The sequence below is a fragment of the Qipengyuania aestuarii genome, assembly GCF_019711535.1.
In the GTDB taxonomy this organism is placed as follows: domain Bacteria; phylum Pseudomonadota; class Alphaproteobacteria; order Sphingomonadales; family Sphingomonadaceae; genus Qipengyuania; species Qipengyuania aestuarii.
The window spans coordinates 713,068-733,532 of the sequence record NZ_JAIGNP010000002.1 but is presented as its reverse complement, the minus strand read 5'-3'; the positions used below and the strand labels follow the sequence as shown (position 1 = coordinate 733,532).

Here is a 20,465-nt window from a genome sequence, read left to right as displayed (position 1 = left end):
GTTTCAGGCATCCGCGTCAGCCTCCCTTCTCCCGCCGCAGCAATTCGGCTTTTATCTCGCTCCCATAGGCGTAGCCGCCCAGCCCACCGTCAACGGCGATTACGCGGTGGCAGGGGATGAGAACGGCGATGTTGTTCGCCCCATTGGCCCCGCCCACTGCGCGGCTGGCCTTGGGGTTGCCGAGCGCGGCGGCAAGTTGGCCGTAGCTGCGCGTTTCGCCGGGCGGGATGGCGCGCAGGGCCTGCCATACGCGCTGCTGGAAGGCGGTGCCCTTCACATCCAGCGGGATGTCGGCGGCGGCGGCGCTGTGCGGCGCCTCGACTGCGGCGGCGACCTGTTCGAAGAGGCGGCGGAATTCCTCCCCGCCCTCTGCCAGCTCGGCATGCGGGAAACGGGCCTGCAATTCAGCCTCGCCCTCCCCGAACGACAGGCAGCAGACCCCGCGCTCGGTCGCGGCGACCAGCATGGTGCCGAGCGTGGTGTCGACCGTGGCCCAGTGCACCGTGCGGCCCCTGCCGCCATCCTTCCAGTCGCTCGCCGTCATGCCGCTGTCCTTCCTGTCGTCGTAAAAGCGCGAGGGCGAGGTGTAGCCCGCCTCGTAGATCGCGCCGGTCACGCTGGTGCCGCCCGCCAGCGCCTCTTCCGCCCGCTCGCGGCGCAGGGCGCGCTGGTAGGCGGCGGGAGACAGGCCCACGGCGCGGGTGAAGATGCGCTGGAAATGGGTGGGCGAATAATCGGTCAGCGCGCCGAGCCGGTCGAGCGAGAGGCTGTCCTCCGCCTCCTTCATCGCGGCCAGCGCGTGCAGCACCGCCTGTTCTTCGCGGCTGTGCTGATCGGGGGCGCAGCGCTTGCAGGCGCGCAGGCCCGCCGCCTCTGCCGCAGCAGGGTCGGCATAGAAGCGCACGTTTTCCCGTTTCGGCGCGCGCGCGGGGCAGGACGGGCGGCAATAGATGCCGGTGGAATGAACGCCGGTGACGAAGACGCCGTCGAAGCGCCGGTCCTTGGCCAATGCAATGCGCCAGCGCCGGTCATCCGTAAGCTGGCCGTCCGTGAGCGGGCCGTCGGTCATGGATATGGTGTCGGGCGTCTCGGACATGGCTGCCTCTTTCCTAGCGTGATGCCAGAGGAATGCCAAAGCTCTGGACGCGGCGCATCCCGAAGCTTGCGGTCAATGCGGGGAAATAGCTAAGGACCAGCGCCAATGACACGTTTCCTAACAGCAATCGCGGCACTGATAACGCTGCTCCTGCCCGCGCTCGTGCAGGCCGAACCTGCCGATATCGATGTGGCGGCGCGCGGCGTGGTCCGCGTGGTGATCCTGGGCCAGAGCGACAATGACGAGATCTACCCGGTCAGCCACGGCACCGGCTTTGCGGTCGCGCCGGACAAGATTGTGACCAATGCCCATGTGGTGCGCGACGCGATGAGCGACAGCGAGCTGCGCATCGGCATCGTGCCCAGCGGCGGCGGCGAGGCGGTCTATGGCCGCATCCTGGCTGTCAACAGCCGCACCGATCTGGCGCTGGTCGAGGTGACCGGCGATCTTCGGCTGCCCCCGCTCGCCATTACCGCGCGCGAGGTGGCGGACAGCGGGCAGGTGGTCAGCGTGGGCTATCCCATGAATGTCGACCGCGCGCAGGGATTGGCGATGAGCGACATCTTCCGCTCCATGCCGCCGGTCAAAAGCCCAGGCTTCGTCTCGGGCGCGCGGCCAAGCCGCCAGTTCGACACCATCCTGCACACCGCGCCAATCGCGCGCGGCAATTCGGGCGGTCCGCTGCTCGATCCCTGCGGCCGCGTGGTGGGGGTGAACAGTTTCGGCGCGGACAATGAAGGCGGCGATGCGGAGTTCTTTTTCGCCGTGTCCAATCGCGAACTGCTGCCCTTCCTGCGCGAAAACGACATCACCCCGCTGACGAACGACAGCACCTGCCGCAGCCTCGCCGATCTGGATGCGGCGGAAAAGGAACGGCTGGATGCCGAGCGCGTCGAGGCGCTGCAGAACTTGGCGCAGCGGGCGGAAGAAACGCGCGAGCGGCGCGAACGCGCGCTGCTGACGGCGCAATTGGGCGTGGCGCAGGACCGCGAGGACCGCATGGCGCTGGCCTTCGTGCTGCTGCTGGTCGCCTTCGGCCTGGGCCTGTGGGGCTGGAGCCACCGCGAACGCACCGATCCCGAGGCCGAGGATGCCCAGCTGCGCCGCAAGAAAGCCTACATCGCCTTCGCTTTCGCCGCCTTCCTCGTGGTGGTGGCGCTGATCGCCTTCGTGACCCGCCCCGGCCTCGACGAAATCGACCGGCGCGTGGCGGCGGATATGCAGGACGGTGCTAGCGGAAGCGGCGGCAAGGACCCGCTGGCCGCCAATGCCGGGGGCGACGGCAGCTTCGTGTGCCACATCCTTCCCGAACGCAGCCGCATCACCAATGCCGAAACGCCCGAACTCACCTTCGACTGGACCGCCGAGGGCTGCGTGAACGAGCGCACGCAATATGGCTATGCCTCGGGCAATTGGTCGCGCGTCTTCGTGCCGAACGAGGAAGATGCCGTGGCGGTGAACAGCTTCGACCCAGACCGCCGCATCTTCCGCTCCGAACGCTACCTCCTGCCGCGCAGCGCGATGAGCGAGGCCCGCAAGGCCCGCGGGAAATACAAGGCGCCCAGCTGCGGCGCGGAAAGCGCGGCGAGCACGCTGGGGGATCTGCAGGGCGAAGTCCTCGGCCAGCTCCCCCGCCAGCCCAATGAGCGGCTGGTCTATCAGTGCGAACCGGCGACACCGGAATAGATCGGGCCGGAAGAACACGGTCCTCCTCTCCCTTGCACATGGAGGCAGCAGCAATGTTGGCGCACCACGTCCCCGGGCCTGACAGGACGACCCCGACGACGCGCAAAAGCACAGCTGTCCATAACCAACCGGCCTGACTCGGGTTGCCTTGCGAGACCCCCTTTGCTAGGCGCGCGCCAATCTTGCCGGGGCGATTCAAATTCGCTGCTAATCGGCATGGACGTACAGAACCCTTTTTCCGACCCTTAGAGGACGAGAGACGCGTGGATATTTCCGCCGGTATTCAGGCTAGCCTTGCAGGGCGCTATGCCGCCGCCCTATTCGATCTGGCCAGCGAGGCCGGGACCGTGACCGCGGTCGAATCGGATCTCGACAAGCTCGAGGCCGGCCTGGCCGATTCGCCCGAGCTCAAGATGCTCACCACCAATCCGCGCGTGACGCGCGCCCAGGCCGAAAAGGCCCTCTGGGGCGTGTCGGCCATCATGGGCCTCAGCGACCTGACGCAGAAGTTTCTCGGCACGCTGGCGCAGAACCGCCGGCTCGGGCAGCTTCCCGGCGTCATTCGTGCCTTCCGCACGATCGCTTCGGCCCAGCGCGGCGAAGTCTTTGCGGATGTCACCAGCGCCCATGCGCTGACTGACGCGCAGCTTGCCGATCTCAAGAGCAAGCTCACCGCCCGCGAAGGCCGCACGGTCAAGCTTTCCACGAAGGTCGACCCCGAGATTCTCGGCGGCCTCGTCGTAACCATCGGATCGAAGCGTATCGACGGCTCGATCCGCACCCGTCTCAATTCTCTCGCCCAGGCCATGAAGGCTTAAAGGACTAGAAACATGGATATCCGCGCAGCAGAAATCTCCAAGGTCATCAAGGACCAGATCGCCAATTTCGGCAGCGAAGCCGAAGTCAGCGAAGTCGGTTCGGTTCTCTCCGTTGGTGACGGCATCGCCCGCATCCACGGCCTCGACAACGTCCAGGCCGGCGAAATGATCGAATTTTCCAACGGCGTGCAGGGCATGGCCCTGAACCTGGAAGCGGACAATGTGGGCGCCGTGATCTTCGGCGCCGACACCGACATCGCCGAAGGCGATACGGTCAAGCGCACCGGCACCATCGTGGACGTTCCCGTCGGCAAGGGCCTGCTCGGCCGCGTGGTCGATGCTCTGGGCAACCCGATCGACGGCAAGGGCCCGATCGTGGCCGACAAGCGCATGCGCGTCGAAGTCAAGGCGCCGGGCATCATCCCGCGTGAATCGGTTTCCGAACCCGTGCAGTCGGGCCTCAAGGCCATCGACGCTCTCGTTCCCGTCGGCCGCGGCCAGCGCGAACTGATCATCGGCGACCGTCAGACCGGCAAGTCCGCCGTCGCGATCGACACCTTCATCAACCAGAAGGACGCCCATCAGGGCGACGATGAAGGCAAGAAGCTTTACTGCGTCTATGTCGCCGTCGGCCAGAAGCGTTCGACCGTCGCCCAGATCGTGAAGAGCCTCGAAGAAAACGGCGCGATGGAATATTCCATCGTCATCGCCGCGACCGCTTCGGAACCGGCTCCGCTGCAGTATCTCGCGCCCTACACCGGCTGCGCGATGGGTGAATTCTTCCGCGACAACGGCATGCACGCCGTGATCTGCTATGACGACCTTTCTAAGCAAGCCGTGGCCTATCGCCAGATGTCGCTGCTGCTGCGTCGTCCTCCGGGCCGCGAAGCTTATCCGGGCGACGTGTTCTATCTCCACAGCCGCCTGCTCGAGCGCGCGGCGAAGATGAACGGCGCCAATGGCGGCGGTTCGCTGACCGCACTGCCGATCATCGAAACGCAGGCAGGCGACGTGTCGGCCTACATCCCGACCAACGTGATCTCGATCACCGACGGCCAGATCTTCCTCGAAACCGACCTGTTCTACCAGGGCATCCGTCCGGCCATCAACGTCGGCCTGTCGGTCAGCCGTGTGGGCGGTGCCGCCCAGACCAAGGCGATGAAGAAGGTTTCGGGCTCGATGAAGCTCGACCTCGCGCAGTACCGCGAAATGGCTGCCTTTGCGCAGTTCGGCTCGGACCTCGACGCCGCGACGCAGAAGTTGCTCAACCGCGGTGCGCGCCTGACCGAGCTGCTTAAGCAGCCGCAGTTCAGCCCGATGCCGTTCGAAGAGCAGACCGTGTCGATCTTCGCCGGCACCAACGGCTATCTCGACGATGTCGCCGTGAACCGCGTGACCGAATACGAAGAGCAGATGCTGAGCTTCATGCGCAGCGAACACGCCGGCGTGCTGGAAGAAATTCGCACCACCGGTAAGTTCGAAGACGACACCAAGAACAAGGTCGTCGACGCGCTCAAGGCTTTCGCAAAGCAGTTCGCATAGTGCTGCAAATTGCGATCTGGGGAATTTGTCTGATGTTGATCGTGAAAGCGATAGACATGATGCAGAGGGCGTCGCTCGCCCAAAACCCAGAAGCCGGTGCCAGCGCTTTGACGACGGCAGGAAGCGTCATTGCAATTTTAGGCGCAATCTTGCTGTTTTTCTTGGCCGACGGACAAGTATCTGAAGTGCCGTCGCAATTTGGAGGATATTGAGTGGCCTCGCTCAAGGAACTCAAGGGCCGGATCAACTCGGTCAAGTCGACCCAGAAGATCACCAAGGCCAAGCAGATGGTCGCAGCGGCCAAGCTGCGCCGTGCGCAGGCCGCCGCCGAAGCCGCCCGCCCCTATGCGGAGCGGCTCTCGGGTGTGATGGGATCGCTGGCGAGCAAGGTGGCTGGCGACAGCGCACCGATGCTGCTGCGCGGCAATGGTGCAAACCAGCGCCACCTGCTGGTGGTGGTGAACACCGACAAGGGTCTGTGCGGCGGTCTCAACGCCAATATCGTCAAGGCTGCCAAGGCCAAGGCGAAGGCGCTGATCGCGGAAGGCAAGGAAGTCTCCTTCTACCTCGTGGGCAAGAAGGGCCGCGCGCCGATCAAGCGCGATTATCCCAACCGCATCGCGAAGCATTTCGACACTTCCGAAGTTCGCCAGCCCGGCTTCGAGGAAGCCGAGGAAATCGCCGACGATCTGATCGCGCAGTTCGAGGAAGGCGAATTCGATGTCGCCCATCTCGTCTATCCGATCTTCAAGTCCGCCTTGGCGCAGGATCCCACCGTCGACCAGCTGATCCCCGTACCGCCGCCGGAAGGCGACGATGCGATGGCTGCAGCTGGCGAAGGTGCGGTGGTCGATTACGAACCGGGTGAAGAGGAAATCCTCGAAGACCTGCTGCCGCGCTATGTGAAGACGCAGATCTTCGGTGCCCTGCTCGAACGCGAGGCATCCGAACAGGGCGCCTCGATGACCGCGATGGACAATGCCACGCGCAACGCAGGCGACCTGATCCAGAAACTGACCATCCAGTACAACCGCAGCCGCCAGGCCGCTATTACCACCGAGCTGATCGAGATCATCGCTGGTGCAGAAGCTCTCTAAAGGACGTTTACACGTGAAGAAACTCGCCCTCCTCCTCCCTGCCCTCGCCCTTGCGGCATGCGGTGAAGAGCCTGCGCCCGAACCGGTCGCAACCGAAGTTGCTGCGCCCGAACCGATCGAAACACTCGCTGCTCCCGACCAGGCCTACTTCACCACGAAGTACGCCGAAGCCTGCCCCGACGAAGACGCCGTGAACACCGCGATCTGCAAGCGTGCCGGCATGGGTTCGCCCGATGTCGTCTGCGAATTCGGGCTCGGTGAAGACGAATATCTTCGCAACAAGGCTACCCTCACCGCCGGCGATGGCGAATGGACTTTCGCCGATCCCGAAAACGTCTGTGTCGGCTAAGCCGAAATCACTGAAAATCAGGACTTAGATCATGGCCACCGCACCCAAGCTTAATCAGAGCCCCAATGGCGTAATCAGCCAGGTCATCGGCGCCGTCGTCGACGTTGCGTTCGAAGGCGACCTGCCGCCGATCCTGACCGCGCTGGAAACCAAGAACGGCGACAACACGCTGGTTCTCGAAGTCGCGCAGCACCTCGGCGAAAACACCGTCCGCACCATTGCGATGGACGGCACGGACGGTCTCGTCCGCGGCCAGGAAGTCGTGAACACCGGATCGCAGATCTCGGTTCCGGTCGGACCCAAGACGCTCGGCCGCATCATGAACGTCATCGGCGCGCCGATTGACGAGCGCGGCCCGATCGGCGCCGAAGAAACCATGCCGATCCACGCGGACGCACCGCTGTTCGTCGACCAGTCGACCGAAGCGGCCATCCTCGTCACCGGCATCAAGGTCATCGACCTTCTCGCACCTTATGCGCGCGGCGGTAAGATCGGCCTGTTCGGCGGCGCCGGCGTGGGCAAGACGGTTCTCATCCAGGAACTCATCAACAACATCGCGAAGGGCCACGGCGGCGTGTCCGTCTTCGCCGGTGTGGGTGAACGTACCCGCGAAGGTAACGATCTCTACCACGAATTCCTCGACGCTGGCGTTATCGCCAAGAACGACGATGGCGAAGCCATCAGCGAAGGTTCGAAGGTTGCGCTCGTGTTCGGCCAGATGAACGAGCCTCCGGGCGCGCGTGCCCGCGTTGCTCTCTCGGGTCTGACCATGGCGGAATATTTCCGCGACGTCGAAGGCCAGGACGTGCTGTTCTTCGTCGACAACATCTTCCGCTTCACCCAGGCGGGTTCGGAAGTGTCGGCACTGCTCGGCCGTATTCCTTCGGCCGTGGGCTATCAGCCGACGCTCGCCACCGACATGGGTAACCTGCAGGAACGCATCACCTCGACCACCAAGGGTTCGATCACCTCGGTCCAGGCCATCTATGTTCCCGCCGACGACCTTACCGACCCGGCGCCGGCAACCTCGTTCGCCCACTTGGACGCAACGACCACGCTCAACCGCGCGATTTCGGAACTGGGCATCTACCCGGCGGTCGACCCGCTCGACTCCACCAGCCGCGTGCTCGAACCGCGCGTCGTGGGTGACGAACACTATCAGACCGCTCGCCGCGTCCAGGAAACGCTGCAGAAGTACAAGAGCCTGCAGGACATCATCGCCATCCTCGGCATGGACGAACTGTCTGAAGAAGATAAGCTGACTGTGGCCCGTGCCCGCAAGATCCAGAAGTTCCTCAGCCAGCCGTTCCACGTGGCCGAAGTCTTCACCAACATTCCCGGACAGTTCGTCCAGCTGGAAGACACGGTGAAGTCCTTCAAGGCTGTCGTCGACGGTGAATACGATCACCTGCCGGAAAGCGCCTTCTACATGGTCGGCGGCATCGATCAGGTGGTCGAAAAGGCCCAGAAGCTGGCGGAAGAAGGCTAAGCATGGCCCTGCATTTTGAACTCGTCACACCGGCCAAGCTGGTCCGTTCCGAGGAGGTCCACATGGTGGTCGTCCCCGGCGCGGAAGGCGAATTCGGCGTGCTCGACGGGCATGCGCCCTTCATGTCGACCATTCGCGACGGCCAGATCCAGGTCTACAAGTCCGAAGGCGGCTCGCCGGAGACCATCGAGGTCCGCGGTGGCTTTGCCGAAGTCGGCGAAAAGGGCCTCACGGTCCTCGCCGAACACGTCGAGGGCTGACCGGGCTTCTTACCTGAATTCGAGAGGGCGGCCACTGTGCCGCCCTTTTTCGTGCTCGCGTCGTTCGATCTGCCCTGCTCAATACGCGAGCATCGATTGCCGCTCTCGTGATCGCAGCGCACATGAAAAAGTAACCACGGGCTGCTACTTACGCGCCGGACAGGGAGATATCGAACCGGCATGGTCATTCGCGGCATTACCTTTGGCTATCTGACCATCATCGCCATCGCGTGCGTGGCGCTGGCCCTGCCGCTGCCGGACAACAGCCGCGGCGATTCCTTCCTGACGCTGGCAGTGCTGGTGATCCCCATTTTCCTGTGCGCCCAGCCGCTGCGGCTGATGCTCAGCCGCCATCCGTCACCCACGCGCCAGTTGATCGCCGATGTCCGCACGCACTGGCCGAAGATCCTTTGGGCGGCCGCGCTCTATTTCTCGCTGGCGGTCACGCTCGAAGCGTTCAGCGCGGTCAAGAAGTCGATCCCGTTCATCGTGCCGTTCTATCTCGATCCGTTCCTGATCGATCTGGACCGGTTCCTTTTCCTCGGCACCGATCCCTGGCGCATAACGCACGCCCTGTTCGGGTGGCTCACCCAGCCGATCCTGTGGCTTTATAACGGCTGGCACATGGCGCATATCGGGCTCGCCGTGTGGATCGCCTTTGCCTTCGACGAGGTGCAAAAGGTGCGCTTCACGCTGCTGCTGCAGTTCATCTGGCTGGGGCTCGGCGGAGGTGCTGCGCTGGCGCTGTCGTCGGTCGGCCCGATCATGGTCGGCGATTTCTATGCTAATGACGATTTTCTCCCGCTGCTGAACGTACTGCAGCAGGAAGCGCCCTCGCTCATCACGACCAAGAACCTGCTGATATCGACCATGGACGACCCGCTGCTGATCAGCGGCATATCGGCCATGCCGTCGGTCCATGTCGCCATCGCCACCGCGATCGCACTCTGGCTGCAACGCTACGAGATACGCGTGCTGACTGTGCTCGGCTGGCTTTACACCGGCGCCATCTACATCGGCTCGATCCACCTCGGCTGGCACTATGCGACCGACGGCCTGTTTTCGGGCGTCATGGTGCTGCTCGTGTGGTGGCTTTCCGGCCGTTATGTCACATGGCTCTCCGCCCGGGAGTTCGCCGATGGACGGTTCTCCGTGCCTTCGGCAGAGCAAGGGACCGCCTGAAGCTTTCGTCGAACGACCGAATGGAGACGACGGACGATTTTACTCTTCGGGATCACAGCGGCATAGTGGCGTCTTTCCTAGGAGGGATGCGATAATGAAACTGGTATCGACACTTGCGATGGGCGCGGCCATGGCCTTTGCCATGACCACACCCCTAAAAGCGCAGGACGGCATTCCCGGCCCCGACGAAGACCCCTTCATCTGGCTGGAAGAAGCCCGCAGTGACAAGGCCCTGAACTGGGTCGAGAACGAGAACGAACGCACCACCGCCCACATGACGGCGGATCCCCGCTTCGCCCAGCTGAAGGCGGAAGCGCTCGCCATCTATGACAGCGAGGACAAAATCCCCTATGTCTCGTTCCGTCCCGATGGCCTGTATAATTTCTGGCAGGACAAGCAGAACCCCAAGGGCCTCCTGCGCCGCACCACGCTCGAAAGCTATCGCAGCGACGAACCGCAGTGGGAAACCGTGCTGGATATCGATGCGCTTGCCGCAGCAGAAGGCAAGGAATGGGTGTACAAGGGCTCTTCCTGCCTGCCGCCCGACCTGCGCTATTGCATGATCTCGCTGTCCGACGGGGGCAAGGATGCCACCGTCATGCGCGAATTCGACATGCAGACGAAGACCTTCGTCGAGAACGGCTTCGTCATCGACAGAGAAAGCCAGGGCGATGCCGAATGGCTTGACCGGGACACGCTGCTGGTCAGCCGTGATTTCGGCGAAGGCACGCTCACCGAAAGCGAATATCCCTTTACCACCCGCCTGTGGAAGCGCGGCACCAAGCTCGCCGATGCGCCCGAAATCTATCGCGGCGAGGCGAGCGATGTCTGGGCCGGCGCCGGATTGCTGCGTGACAGCGAAGGCACGGTCCACGGCTACACCGCCATGCGCGGAACCTCTTTCCACGACCGCGCCTGGTATCTCCAGCAGGACGGCGAATGGGTCAGGCTCGACATGCCGGACAAGTCCTCGCTCGGCGGTATCATCGACGGCCAGATGCTCTTTTCGACCGACGTCGACTGGACGGTCGGTGACCAGACCTTCCCTGCCGATTCCCTGATCTCCGCCAATCTGGAAGAATGGCTGGCCGATCCCAACGGCGCGGCCAAGACCCTCGTCTGGGCACCCGGTGATCGCCAGACCAAGCAGGGCGGCGGATCGACCGCCAGCAGCTATTACATCAACATTCTCGACAATGTGATCGGCAAGGTCCTGAAGTTCGACTATGTCGATGGCCAATGGGTGAGCAGCGAGATCGCCCTGCCCGACAATGCCACCGTCGGCGTGGCGGCCACCTCGGACGAATCCGACGACATCATGTATTCGGTGACCAACTTCCTCGAACCGAGTGCGCTGTATTATTCGGACGGGTCCTCCACCCCGGAAACGATCAAGACCTCGCCGGCCTATTTCGATCCGGCGGGAATGGACGTCGAACAGTTCGAAGCCACCAGCAAGGACGGGACGAAGATCCCCTACTTCCTCGTCAAGCCCAAGGGCATGGCGATGGACGGCACGACCGCCACGCTCCTGACCGGTTACGGGGGTTTCCAGGTGCCGCGTCTGCCCGGCTACCTCGGTACGACCGGCAAGCTGTGGCTTGAAAAGGGTGGTGCCTACGTCCTCGCTAACATGCGGGGCGGCGGCGAATTCGGGCCCATGTGGCACCAGAGCGCCATTCGCGAAAACAAGCAGCGGACGTGGGACGATTTCATCGCAGTGGCAGAGGATCTGGTTGCGCGCGGCATCACCTCGCCCGATCACCTGGGCATTCAAGGCGGATCGCAGGGCGGCCTGCTGGTAGGCACGGCCTTCACCCAGCGCCCCGAACTGTTCGATGCGGCGATCGTGCAGATCCCGCTGTTCGACATGCTACGCTATCACCTCATCGGCCGCGGTGCTTCGTGGATCGGCGAATATGGCGATCCCCGCATTCCCGAACAGCGTGCCTGGATCGAAGGCTATTCGCCCTATCAGAAGATCGTCGAAGGCGTGGACTATCCTGAGCCCTTCCTGTGGGCATCGACCGCGGATGACCGCACCCATCCCGCCCATGCCCGCAAGGGTGCAGCCAAGCTGAAATCCCTCGGCCAGCCGTACTGGTATTACGAGGAGACGACCGGCGGCCATTCGGGCGGTGTAGACAACGAACAGCGCGCCCAGCTTCAGGCCCTGCAGATGGTCTATCTGATGCAGCGCCTGATGGACGACAACAAGGGCGGCTGAAGCGTCTAGTTTACTGGAATTCGCAAAGAGGGGGCGGTCCGGCATGGGCCGCCCCTTTTTTATCGTGCCCGCTTTACCGGCGCATGGAAATCGGCTGGCTTGTCGGCGATCCAGCGCAGGAACCGCGCCATGTCCTCCGCCGCGGCGAGCCGATCGCGGTCATCGCCAAAGCGCGCGAGTTCGGCATTGGTGAAATTGGCGTGAATCGTCTTGTGGCAGATGGGGTGGACCGGCACCGTCTCCCGGCCCTTCTTCGATTTGGGCACGGGATGATGCCACTGCACTTTGCGCCCCAAGGGGCGCTCGCACAGCCAGCAGGTGGGCAGCTTTTCGCTCAGCCCTTGTCGCCCCCGTCCTTCTTCTCTGCTGCTTTCTTCTTTTTCATCGTATCGTGAAAGCGGTCGGCCCAGCCGGGTTTGACCATCTGGTCGGCGCGGACCATGCGCAGTTCGCCTGCCGCGACATCGCGGCTCACCGCGCTACCGGCTGCGACAATCGCGTCCGCACCGATGGTGACAGGCGCGATCAGCGCGCTGTTGGAGCCGATGAAGGCGCGTTCGCCGATGGTCGTCTTGTGCTTGAAATAGCCATCGTAATTGCAGGTGATCGTGCCTGCGCCGATATTGGCCCCTGCCCCCACCGTGGCATCGCCGAGGTAGGTCAGGTGGTTGGCCTTGGCGCCTTCGCCCAGCGTGGCCTTCTTCATCTCGACGAAATTGCCCACCTTGCTTCCCTTTTCCATCACCGCACCGGGGCGCAGGCGTGCATAGGGCCCGACTTCGCATCCCTCGCCCACACGCGCGCCTTCGAGATGGCTGAAGGCGCGGATCGTGGCACCGTCGGCAATTGTGACGCCTGGCGCGAAAACGACGTTGGGTTCGATGGTCACATCGCGGCCCAGCACCGTGTCATAGCTGAAGAAGACGGTTTCGGGAGCCTTGAGGCTGGCGCCTTCGGCCATGGCTTCCTCGCGCCGATATTCCTGCCACTGCCGCTCTGCCGCGGCCAGTTCCGCGCGGCTGTTGATGCCGGTCACTTCGCTGGGATCGGTGCAGGAGATCACCGCGCAGGTATCGCCCTCTTCATTGGCGATATTGACCACGTCCACGAGGTAATATTCGCCCTGCGCATTGTCGTTGCCCACGCGGCGCAGCAGATCGAACAGATCGCCCGAACGTGCCGCCATGACGCCGGAATTGCACAGGCGGCAGGCGCGCTCCGCTTCATTGGCGTCCTTGAACTCGACCATCTTCGATATCTTGCCGCTCTCATCCGCAATGACCCGGCCGTAATGGCCCGGGTCTTCGGGTTCGAAGCCCAGCACCACCACCTTGGGGCGGTCTTCGGCATGCAGCCTGTCGAGCATGGCCTTCATGGTTTCGCCGCGCACGAAGGGAACGTCGCCATATAACACCAGAACATCGCCGCTGTGCCCTGCCAGGCTCTCTTCGGCCTGCTGGACTGCGTGGCCGGTCCCGCGCTGCGGTTCCTGCAGCGCCGTCTGCGCGCGCTCGCCCAATGCCTCTTCGACCTGTTCGCGGCCCGAGCCGACAACCACGATCTTTTTCGCCGGAGCCAGGCCATCGACCGTGGCGAGCAAGTGATCGAGCATCGGCCGCCCGGCAATCGGGTGAAGCACCTTGTGAAGATTGCTCTTCATACGGGTGCCCTTGCCCGCGGCGAGAATGACGGCGGCGAAATCGCGTGAGTTTTCCATAGCCACGGGCCATGCCATCATTCGCTTGCAGTTTGAAGAACCATACTGCACTCGAAAGGCAATGGCAGATTTTCCCTTCGATATCGTCGCCTTCGACCTCGATGGCACCCTTCTCGAAACGCATCGCGATCTCGGCACGGCGGTCAATCATGCGCTTGCCCTGGGCGGCTTCGATACCATCCCGGTCGAAAGCGCGACCGAGATAATCGGCGGCGGGGCCAAGGCGATGCTGCAGCAGGCGATCGACCGGCAAGGCGGTCTACCTCACGACGAATTCCGCAAGCTCTACAAGGCAATGCTCGCCTATTACGGAGAGAATAACGCGGTCCATACGCGCCCCTATCCACATGCCGTGGAGGTGCTCGATGCACTGGCGGCGCGCGGCGTTGCCACGGGCGTGGTCACGAACAAGTTCGAAGGCTTTGCCCGCGACATCCTCGGCAAACTCGGACTGCTGGATCGCTTTCCCTTCGTGATCGGAGGCGACAGCCTCGGGAAAGATGCGGAGGGCAATTACATCGCCAAACCCGCTGCCGACCCGCTGCTGAAGGCGCGCGAACTAGCGGGCGGCGGCGCGATGGTCTTCATCGGTGACAGCAGTTACGACATGAAAGCAGCGCGCGCGGCAGGCGTGCCCGTCATCGCGGCATGCTATGGCTATTGCGACGGAACGGCGGCGGAACTCGGCGCCGATGCTGCGATTGATTCGCTGGCCGAACTGATCCCCGCGCTGGAGCGGCTGTAGCCCTCGTCCTGCCCCTACGGCACGGCGGATCGCCGCGCATACGGTTGCAAGTGCGGGGTTTAAGTGCCACCTCGCCTAGGCAATTGACCTTTACGTAAACGACAAACAACACACAGGAGCAGCCCCATGAGCATCGATTTCAAGGACAAGGTAGCTATCGTCACCGGCGCCGGCGGCGGTCTGGGCCGCGAATATGCGCTCGAACTGGCGCGCCGCGGCGCGAAGGTCGTCGTGAACGATCTGGGCGGTTCGCGCGACGGCACCGGCCATTCCGACATGGCCCTGCAGGTAGTCGAGGAAATCGAGAAGGCCGGCGGTGAAGCCGTATCGAACGGCGGCAGCGTGACCGAATTCGAACAGATGGAAAAGATGGTCGCCGACGCCAAGCAGAAATGGGGCGGCGTGCACATCGTCATCAACAATGCCGGCGTGCTGCGCGACAAGACCTTCGCCAAGATGACCATGGACGATTTCGAATTCGTCGTGGACGTGCATCTCAACGGGTCGGCCAATGTCAGCAAGGCCGTGTGGGAAACCATGCGCGAGCAGGCCTATGGCCGCATCCTGATGACGGCATCCTCCACCGGCCTGTTCGGCAACTTCGGCCAGGCGAATTACGGCGCAGCCAAGCTCGGCCTCGCCGGTCTGACCAAGACGCTGCAGCTCGAAGGCGCGAAGTACAACATCAAGGTCAACACGATCAGCCCGGTAGCCGGCACGCGCATGACCGAAGATCTCTTCCCCGAAGAAGCCTTCAAGCTGTTCGATCCGGTGAACGTGGTTCCGGCCGCGCTCTTTCTGGTCAGTGAAGATGCCCCCACCAACGCCATCGTCGGCGCGGGTGCAGGCGGCTTCCACAGCGCCTGGACCGTCATGAACGATGCCGTCTGGCTGAAGGACGAAGAACGCACTGTCGAAGGTTTCGCTGCAAACTGGGACAAGATCAGCGATTTCTCCAACCTCAAGGCCCCTCAGTCGGGCGCCGAACAGTCGGGTGCGATCCTGACCGCGATGCAGAAGGTCACCGGAACCGGCCCGAGCAGCGCCCGCGGCTAAGTACTCCACCTTTATTGCGAAAAGCCCCGCACCGTCGCATGATGGTGCGGGGCTTTTCTTTGGGGGATATGTCATGGAGTGGGAAAACGCGCTGCGCATCATGCGCAAGACTTCGCTGGCAGTCAGTGTTGTGGCAGTGCTGTTGGCGGTGATCGGCCTGACCCAGCTCGGCCTCGCCGCAGTGGCTGTGAGCGAGGAATACGAGCGCATCGAGCGGATCGAGGAGATCTACCGCCCGAGCACCTATTACGGTTACCAGGCGCAGCAGGCCGCGCTGGAGAATGAATACAACCGATCGAGCAGCGCCTTCTTTCTACAGGGCCGTTTCATTCCCGATCACGAAAGCATCGGCTGGACATCGCCCGGCGTTCTCACGCTGATTGGCCTCGTGCTGTCGGCGCTGGCATTTTTCGGGGCAGCGATGGTGTGGCTGCACCAAGCGCATGCCAATATGGTCGCAGCCGGATGGCGTCCCAAATACACCCCGCGCAAGGTGCTCATCGGCTATGCGGTGCCGCTGATGAACCTCATCGTGCCGTTCGAGGCCATGCGGGAACTTTACAACCGCAGCCATGGCGAGGGCGACGATTTCGCCCATACTACTGCAGAAGATGTCACCGCGTGGTGGACGGCCATGATTGTCGGTCTGCTCGTCTTCAGCGCCATGATCTTCAAGTTCCTGATCGATGCTGGCACCAATTTGATCCTGATGACTCCCCTATGGATGGAATATGCGGTATTCGCCTTCGGATTCGTTCTGCTGCTGCTCAGCGCCTTTCTGTTCGCGTCGCTGACCCGCAAGATAACCGCGGCACAGGCCGAATATTTGCCCGCACACCCCGTCCAAGCGGCCGAGGAGCGCGCAGCACAGCGGCGCATGGCAGTTACGGTGGTGCCTGGCCGAGCCGATGAGCCGTATTGACGTACTAATACACTAGGCCTACACCAACGTCGTTCCTCGAACAGGGAGATTTGGCGATGTATAGCCAGGAAAACCTCAATTCCGCCGTCAGCGCCGGTGCGATCAGTGCCGAAGCGGCCAATGCCCTTCGCGCCCATGTCGCCGCCTCGCGCGATGCGGTGCCCGCCGATGCCGAGCATTTCCGGCTCGTTACCGGGTTCAACGACATTTTCGTGAGCATCGGGGTGATCATCCTGCTGCTGGCGGCCGGTGGTATCGGGCAACAGATCGCCAATGCCTTTACCTCCTTGCCCGTAATGGGCACTCTCGATCCGTCTCAGGCGCAGATCGACGCATATATCGATGCCGACAGGTTGCGGACCGGCCTCCAATTGCTGCTCGGCGGCCTACTGGTATCGGCGACCTCGTGGCTACTGGCGGAATTCTTCATTCGCCGCAAACATATGGCGCTGCCCTCGATCCTGCTCCTGCTCGCTTTTGTGGGGGCGGTCTTCGCCGCGGTGATCGGCGTGGGCAATCTGCTCGGCGTGATGCATAGCGATACCAGCAGTGCGGTGCTCGTCTCGGCATCGGGCCTGATTGCGGCCGGGGCAGCCTGGGCGCATTGGCGGCGGTTCATGGTGCCGATCACTGTCGCGGCCGGTACGGCGGCGCTGGCCATCACCGGCATCGCCATCATCGCTGCAATCATCGGTTCGCCCGGTGAAACCGTGATCCTCGCGCTAGTGCTGGCGTCTGGCCTTGCGATCTTCGCCCTCGCCATGCGCTGGGACATGACCGATCTCGGCCGGACCACCCGCCGCAGCGACGTGGCTTTCTGGCTCCACCTGCTCGCCGCGCCCATGATCGCACATCCGCTGTTCCATTCGCTGGGCGTCACGCAGGGAGACAATATCGGCGCAGGCGCAGCAGTGGCTGTTCTGGCGATCTACATCGTCTTCGGGATCGTGGCGCTGGCGGTCGATCGCCGGGCGCTGCTGGTCTCGGCGCTCGCTTATGTGCTGATCGCGCTGACCTATCTGTTCCGCGAATTCGGCGCCGTGGAGCTCAACTTCGCGCTTACCGCGCTGGTGATCGGTTCGGCCCTCCTCACGCTCAGCGCACTGTGGACCCCGATCCGCCGCACTATCGTGACCGGTCTGCCCACAAATCTTCAGGCGCGGCTGCCCGCCACCGCCTGATCCATCAGCCACCGAGAGAAGGGCTCGTCCATGAGGGGCGGGCCCTTTTTCGTGAAGCGCATCACTGCGCTGTCAGCCTGTAGCGGTCAGTCCTCGACTGCCTTGAGCAGACGCCGTTCCAGCGGGGCGAGGACACCGGCCAGTTCATGGCCGCGTTTCAACACCTGTCCGTGTTCGCCGAACAGTGTCCACATGCCCTGTTTACCGCGCAGCGTCGGCCGTTTCTCGATCCTTGCCTGCGGCCGTTCGGCATGGCGCACGAAGGCTGCGAAAGTCGCCACATCCTTGGTGAAATCCATGGCATAATCGCGCCAGTGCCCGGCTGCGACCATGCGGCCATAGACGTCGAGAATCTTGGTCAGTTCATCGCGTTGGAAGCCGACCTGCCCGGGCTTGCGCCCCGGAAAGGCCACGATATTTGCACTACTCGCTTGCGCCATCAGTCGGCAGTACCGCTGCGCTGCGTGGGTTGCTGCGGATCAGCCGCCTGCTGAGCGGCCCGCAGATCGGCAATTTCGGCGCGCAGGGCAGCAAGTTCGGATTCCAGCCGTTCGACACCGTCGCGGCTTGGCTCGCACGGATCGTCGCAGGGTGTGCCATAGGGCATGAATTCGCGCATCCATTCCTCGGCAGGCATCAGCGTGCTTCGCGCCTTGAGGCCGATCATGGTCGCGCCCTCGGGCACTTCGTCGGTCACCACCGCATTGGCACCGATGCGCGCCCGCCGGCCCACGGTGATGGGTCCGATGACCTGGGCGCCCGAACCGATGATGACATCGTCCTCGATCGTGGGATGGCGCTTGCCGCCCACACCATTGGTGGGATTGGTCCCGCCCAGCGTCACGCATTGGTAGATGGTAACGTTGTCGCCGATATGCGCTGTTTCCCCGATGACGGTGAAGCCGTGATCGATGAAGAAATTGCGGCCGATCCTGGCACCGGGATGAATGTCGATCCCCGTGACCATGCGGCTGAAGTGATTGACCAGCCGCGCGAGGAAGAACAGATCCGCTTCGAACAGCCAGTGCGCCACGCGGTGATAACCCAGCGCCCAGACACCCGGGTACAGCAGGACTTCCCAGCGGGTGCGCGGTGCAGGATCGCGTTCCTTGATGGAGTCCAGATAGGCGATCAGCCGTTCCAACATACCCGGGAATTCTCTCACTTACCGCAGATCAAAGCAAGCGCGCCTGTTCCGGGCCGTCCACGGCTTCCAGCGCATCGCGCCAGACGGACATGGTGGCGGGCTGCTTGCGTTCAAGGCTGAGCCGGTCGATTTCGGCCACGATCCGCTCGATCGCCGCATGGCTGCGCTCCATCCGAGGGACGAGATAGGCCGGCGCGCCTTCGCCCAGCACCAGCCCGCGCTGGGCAGCATGGCTGAGCATGAGTTCGGCGGCCATGTCATCATCCGGCGGGCCGAGTTCCAGCTGGAGGGCTGTCCCCATCCGGCTGCGCAGGTCGGGAAGCTGGATATTCCACCGTTCCTGCCCCACGGTCAGCAGCAGGGGGAAACCGTCTTCGCGCGCCCGGTTCCAGGCGTGGAAGATCTCGGTCTCATCCTGCAGATGCGCGTCGTCGATGGCCCCGCCCCCGGTATGAGAGCCGAACCATGTCGCGATGAGCGATTTGCCCGACCGCGGCGGGCCGCTGAGGATCGCCGTGCCGAAAGGCCAGCTGTGCGGATCGCGCAAGGCATCCGCCACCGTCGCATTGGCCGAACCCAGCACGATGCTGGGCGCCTCTTTGGGAACGGGATGCGTGAGCGGGAGCGCGATTTGCGTCATGCGGGACAGGATTGCCGCCCGCTCAGCGACTGATCAACAGCGCCGTGGGCCCCTGCTGAACGGAGAAACCCTTGGCGCGCAGGGCATCGGCGAGACCGCCGATGGAGCCGGAATAGCTGACCGTCAGGACCGACGTGCCGCCGATCGCCGTCGAGCGCACGCCCGAAGAGCGTACGCCCGGCGTGGCGCGCACATCGGCCAGAATCGCGCTGAAGCTGTCCGCGTCGGGCGATGCGAACTGTACGGTGTAAAGCGCGACCGATCCTTCGGGCGGCGGACGGTCGATGGGCGCCGTGCTGAGCGCGCCGTCGCTCGTCGTCGGGGCGGGCGCGGCTTCCACCTGCGCGCGCTGTTCGTCCTGGACACGCAGCCGGCGGCCCAGATCGACCAGCCGCTGGATCGCGGGATTGAGTTCACCTGGCTTCACATCCAGTGTCGGGTCGGGCTGGATCCTGCCGGATGCGAGCGCGCTTTCGAACAGCTTGTCGAAGCGGGCCACGGCCTTGGCCAGCATCAGCGGCAGCTCGTCGGGATTGTCCGCGCGCAGGGTAAAGCTGGCCAGAAAATCGCTGTCGGGCCCGTGGCGGGCGGTGAACGTCCCTTCGATCGGGCCGCCAGGATAGGAATATTTGAGATTGGCGATGGGGACCAGCACATCCGCGGCGCCGAATTCGTCCAGGATGTTGTTCCACCACACGCGGCTGCGGCGGGTCGTCTGGCCGAAGGTCAGCAATAGCGATTCGCCGCCCGAACCTTGCGGCCGGACGTAATCGATCCGGCTCTGACCGGCCTGGAATTCGGCCCATGCCGCCTGCCAGGGATTGCGCTGTTCGTACATCAGCTGCGTGCCGCCGGACACGGTGACGGGCAGCACCAGCATCGGCGCACTGCGCGCCGCGCGGCCATCTTCACCCAGATAGGCGGACGCCCGCTGCCGGTCGAACACCACGCCCAGCGTGGCGACATAGCGTTTCGGGCCGAGCCGTTCGCTTTCGATCACGATCGCCGAGACGAGACTGACGATGCGCGATTCGGGCAGGTCCGGACCGTCCAGCTCTTTCCAGGCCTTTACCTGCGCTTCACGCCAGGCTTCCTCGCGCGCTTCCACGCCGCTGTCGGCGCTGACATCGACTTCGACGCCGGACACCTGAATGTCCGTGGACGCCGCGACGGGCGCGATTCCGCGGTCCCCGCCGACCTGGGCCTGTGCCAGCCAGCCAGCCCCGCCCGCCAGGGCGATACCTGAAGCGATGAGAGCGGTGCGCGCGCGACGGGAGGAGAAAAAAGAGTTGCCCATGGGGTGTTCGGGGG

21 protein-coding genes are annotated in these 20,465 nt (G+C 63.6%); 14 read left to right on the top strand and 7 right to left on the bottom strand.

Features of this window, described 5'->3' with window-relative positions; translation table 11 throughout:
- Positions 1-16: 16 nt before the first annotated feature.
- Positions 17-1,096, bottom strand: a complete 1,080-nt coding sequence (gene ada, locus K3175_RS08685; protein ID WP_282098253.1) for a bifunctional DNA-binding transcriptional regulator/O6-methylguanine-DNA methyltransferase Ada — start codon at positions 1,094-1,096, stop codon at positions 17-19.
- Positions 1,097-1,201: 105 nt separating this feature from the next.
- Between ada and K3175_RS08680 the strand changes: the two genes are divergently transcribed.
- From K3175_RS08680 to K3175_RS08635, 10 genes are all read left to right on the top strand, one after another.
- Positions 1,202-2,782 (top strand): S1 family peptidase, encoded by a 1,581-nt coding sequence (locus K3175_RS08680; RefSeq protein ID WP_221542949.1) that lies wholly within the window; start codon positions 1,202-1,204, stop codon positions 2,780-2,782.
- Positions 2,783-3,045: 263 nt separating this feature from the next.
- A complete protein-coding gene (locus K3175_RS08675; protein WP_221542948.1) occupies positions 3,046-3,600 on the top strand; it encodes a F0F1 ATP synthase subunit delta in 555 nt (184 codons plus the stop codon).
- A 12-nt stretch (positions 3,601-3,612) separates the two neighbouring features.
- A complete protein-coding gene (atpA, locus tag K3175_RS08670; protein WP_221542947.1) occupies positions 3,613-5,142 on the top strand; it encodes a F0F1 ATP synthase subunit alpha in 1,530 nt (509 codons plus the stop codon).
- 32 nt (positions 5,143-5,174) lie between these two features.
- The gene (locus tag K3175_RS08665; RefSeq protein ID WP_221542946.1) at positions 5,175-5,354 is read left to right on the top strand and encodes a hypothetical protein; all 180 of its coding nucleotides are present in this window, start codon (positions 5,175-5,177) and stop codon (positions 5,352-5,354) included.
- Positions 5,355-6,239, top strand: a complete 885-nt coding sequence (locus K3175_RS08660; protein ID WP_221542945.1) for a F0F1 ATP synthase subunit gamma — start codon at positions 5,355-5,357, stop codon at positions 6,237-6,239.
- A gap of 13 nt (positions 6,240-6,252) precedes the next feature.
- Complete coding sequence (locus tag K3175_RS08655; protein ID WP_224811962.1) at positions 6,253-6,588, top strand: hypothetical protein; 336 nt, start codon at positions 6,253-6,255, stop codon at positions 6,586-6,588.
- A gap of 31 nt (positions 6,589-6,619) precedes the next feature.
- Positions 6,620-8,077 (top strand): F0F1 ATP synthase subunit beta, encoded by a 1,458-nt coding sequence (gene atpD, locus K3175_RS08650; protein ID WP_221542943.1) that lies wholly within the window; start codon positions 6,620-6,622, stop codon positions 8,075-8,077.
- Positions 8,078-8,079: 2 nt separating this feature from the next.
- Complete coding sequence (locus K3175_RS08645) at positions 8,080-8,337, top strand: ATP synthase F1 subunit epsilon (RefSeq protein WP_221542942.1); 258 nt, start codon at positions 8,080-8,082, stop codon at positions 8,335-8,337.
- Positions 8,338-8,517: 180 nt separating this feature from the next.
- Positions 8,518-9,519 carry a phosphatase PAP2 family protein gene (locus K3175_RS08640; protein ID WP_221542941.1) on the top strand — a complete coding sequence of 334 codons (1,002 nt, stop codon included), beginning with the start codon at positions 8,518-8,520 and terminating at the stop codon, positions 9,517-9,519.
- A 94-nt stretch (positions 9,520-9,613) separates the two neighbouring features.
- Positions 9,614-11,746, top strand: a complete 2,133-nt coding sequence (locus K3175_RS08635; protein WP_221542940.1) for a prolyl oligopeptidase family serine peptidase — start codon at positions 9,614-9,616, stop codon at positions 11,744-11,746.
- A gap of 59 nt (positions 11,747-11,805) precedes the next feature.
- Here the strand turns inward: K3175_RS08635 and K3175_RS08630 are convergent, their stop codons facing one another.
- Together K3175_RS08630 and glmU are read right to left on the bottom strand one after the other, a co-directional pair.
- Positions 11,806-12,084 carry an HNH endonuclease gene (locus tag K3175_RS08630; protein ID WP_221543195.1) on the bottom strand — a complete coding sequence of 93 codons (279 nt, stop codon included), beginning with the start codon at positions 12,082-12,084 and terminating at the stop codon, positions 11,806-11,808.
- Entirely contained in the window at positions 12,081-13,484 is a 1,404-nt protein-coding gene (glmU, locus tag K3175_RS08625; RefSeq protein WP_247710789.1) for a bifunctional UDP-N-acetylglucosamine diphosphorylase/glucosamine-1-phosphate N-acetyltransferase GlmU, read from the bottom strand. The genes K3175_RS08630 and glmU overlap by 4 nt, the downstream gene beginning before the upstream one ends.
- Before the next feature lie 40 nt (positions 13,485-13,524).
- Between glmU and K3175_RS08620 the strand changes: the two genes are divergently transcribed.
- From K3175_RS08620 to K3175_RS08605, 4 genes are all read left to right on the top strand, one after another.
- Complete coding sequence (locus tag K3175_RS08620) at positions 13,525-14,208, top strand: HAD-IA family hydrolase (RefSeq protein ID WP_221542939.1); 684 nt, start codon at positions 13,525-13,527, stop codon at positions 14,206-14,208.
- Positions 14,209-14,334: 126 nt separating this feature from the next.
- Positions 14,335-15,264 carry an SDR family NAD(P)-dependent oxidoreductase gene (locus tag K3175_RS08615; RefSeq protein ID WP_221542938.1) on the top strand — a complete coding sequence of 310 codons (930 nt, stop codon included), beginning with the start codon at positions 14,335-14,337 and terminating at the stop codon, positions 15,262-15,264.
- A 73-nt stretch (positions 15,265-15,337) separates the two neighbouring features.
- Entirely contained in the window at positions 15,338-16,186 is an 849-nt protein-coding gene (locus K3175_RS08610) for a DUF4328 domain-containing protein (protein ID WP_221542937.1), read from the top strand.
- A 56-nt stretch (positions 16,187-16,242) separates the two neighbouring features.
- Positions 16,243-17,367 carry a hypothetical protein gene (locus K3175_RS08605; RefSeq protein ID WP_221542936.1) on the top strand — a complete coding sequence of 375 codons (1,125 nt, stop codon included), beginning with the start codon at positions 16,243-16,245 and terminating at the stop codon, positions 17,365-17,367.
- 86 nt (positions 17,368-17,453) lie between these two features.
- Here K3175_RS08605 and K3175_RS08600 read toward each other — a convergent pair whose 3' ends face one another.
- From K3175_RS08600 to K3175_RS08585, 4 genes are read right to left on the bottom strand one after another with little or no spacing between them, the layout of a single operon-like run.
- A complete protein-coding gene (locus K3175_RS08600) occupies positions 17,454-17,807 on the bottom strand; it encodes a DUF2794 domain-containing protein (protein ID WP_221542935.1) in 354 nt (117 codons plus the stop codon).
- On the bottom strand, positions 17,807-18,514 hold the full coding sequence (epsC, locus tag K3175_RS08595) for a serine O-acetyltransferase EpsC (RefSeq protein ID WP_221543193.1): 708 nt from the start codon (positions 18,512-18,514) through the stop codon (positions 17,807-17,809). Before epsC ends, K3175_RS08600 begins: the two co-directional genes overlap by 1 nt.
- Before the next feature lie 28 nt (positions 18,515-18,542).
- On the bottom strand, positions 18,543-19,154 hold the full coding sequence (locus K3175_RS08590) for an HdaA/DnaA family protein (RefSeq protein ID WP_221542934.1): 612 nt from the start codon (positions 19,152-19,154) through the stop codon (positions 18,543-18,545).
- A gap of 22 nt (positions 19,155-19,176) precedes the next feature.
- Positions 19,177-20,451 (bottom strand): heavy-metal-associated domain-containing protein, encoded by a 1,275-nt coding sequence (locus K3175_RS08585; RefSeq protein WP_221542933.1) that lies wholly within the window; start codon positions 20,449-20,451, stop codon positions 19,177-19,179.
- Positions 20,452-20,465 lie beyond the last annotated feature (14 nt).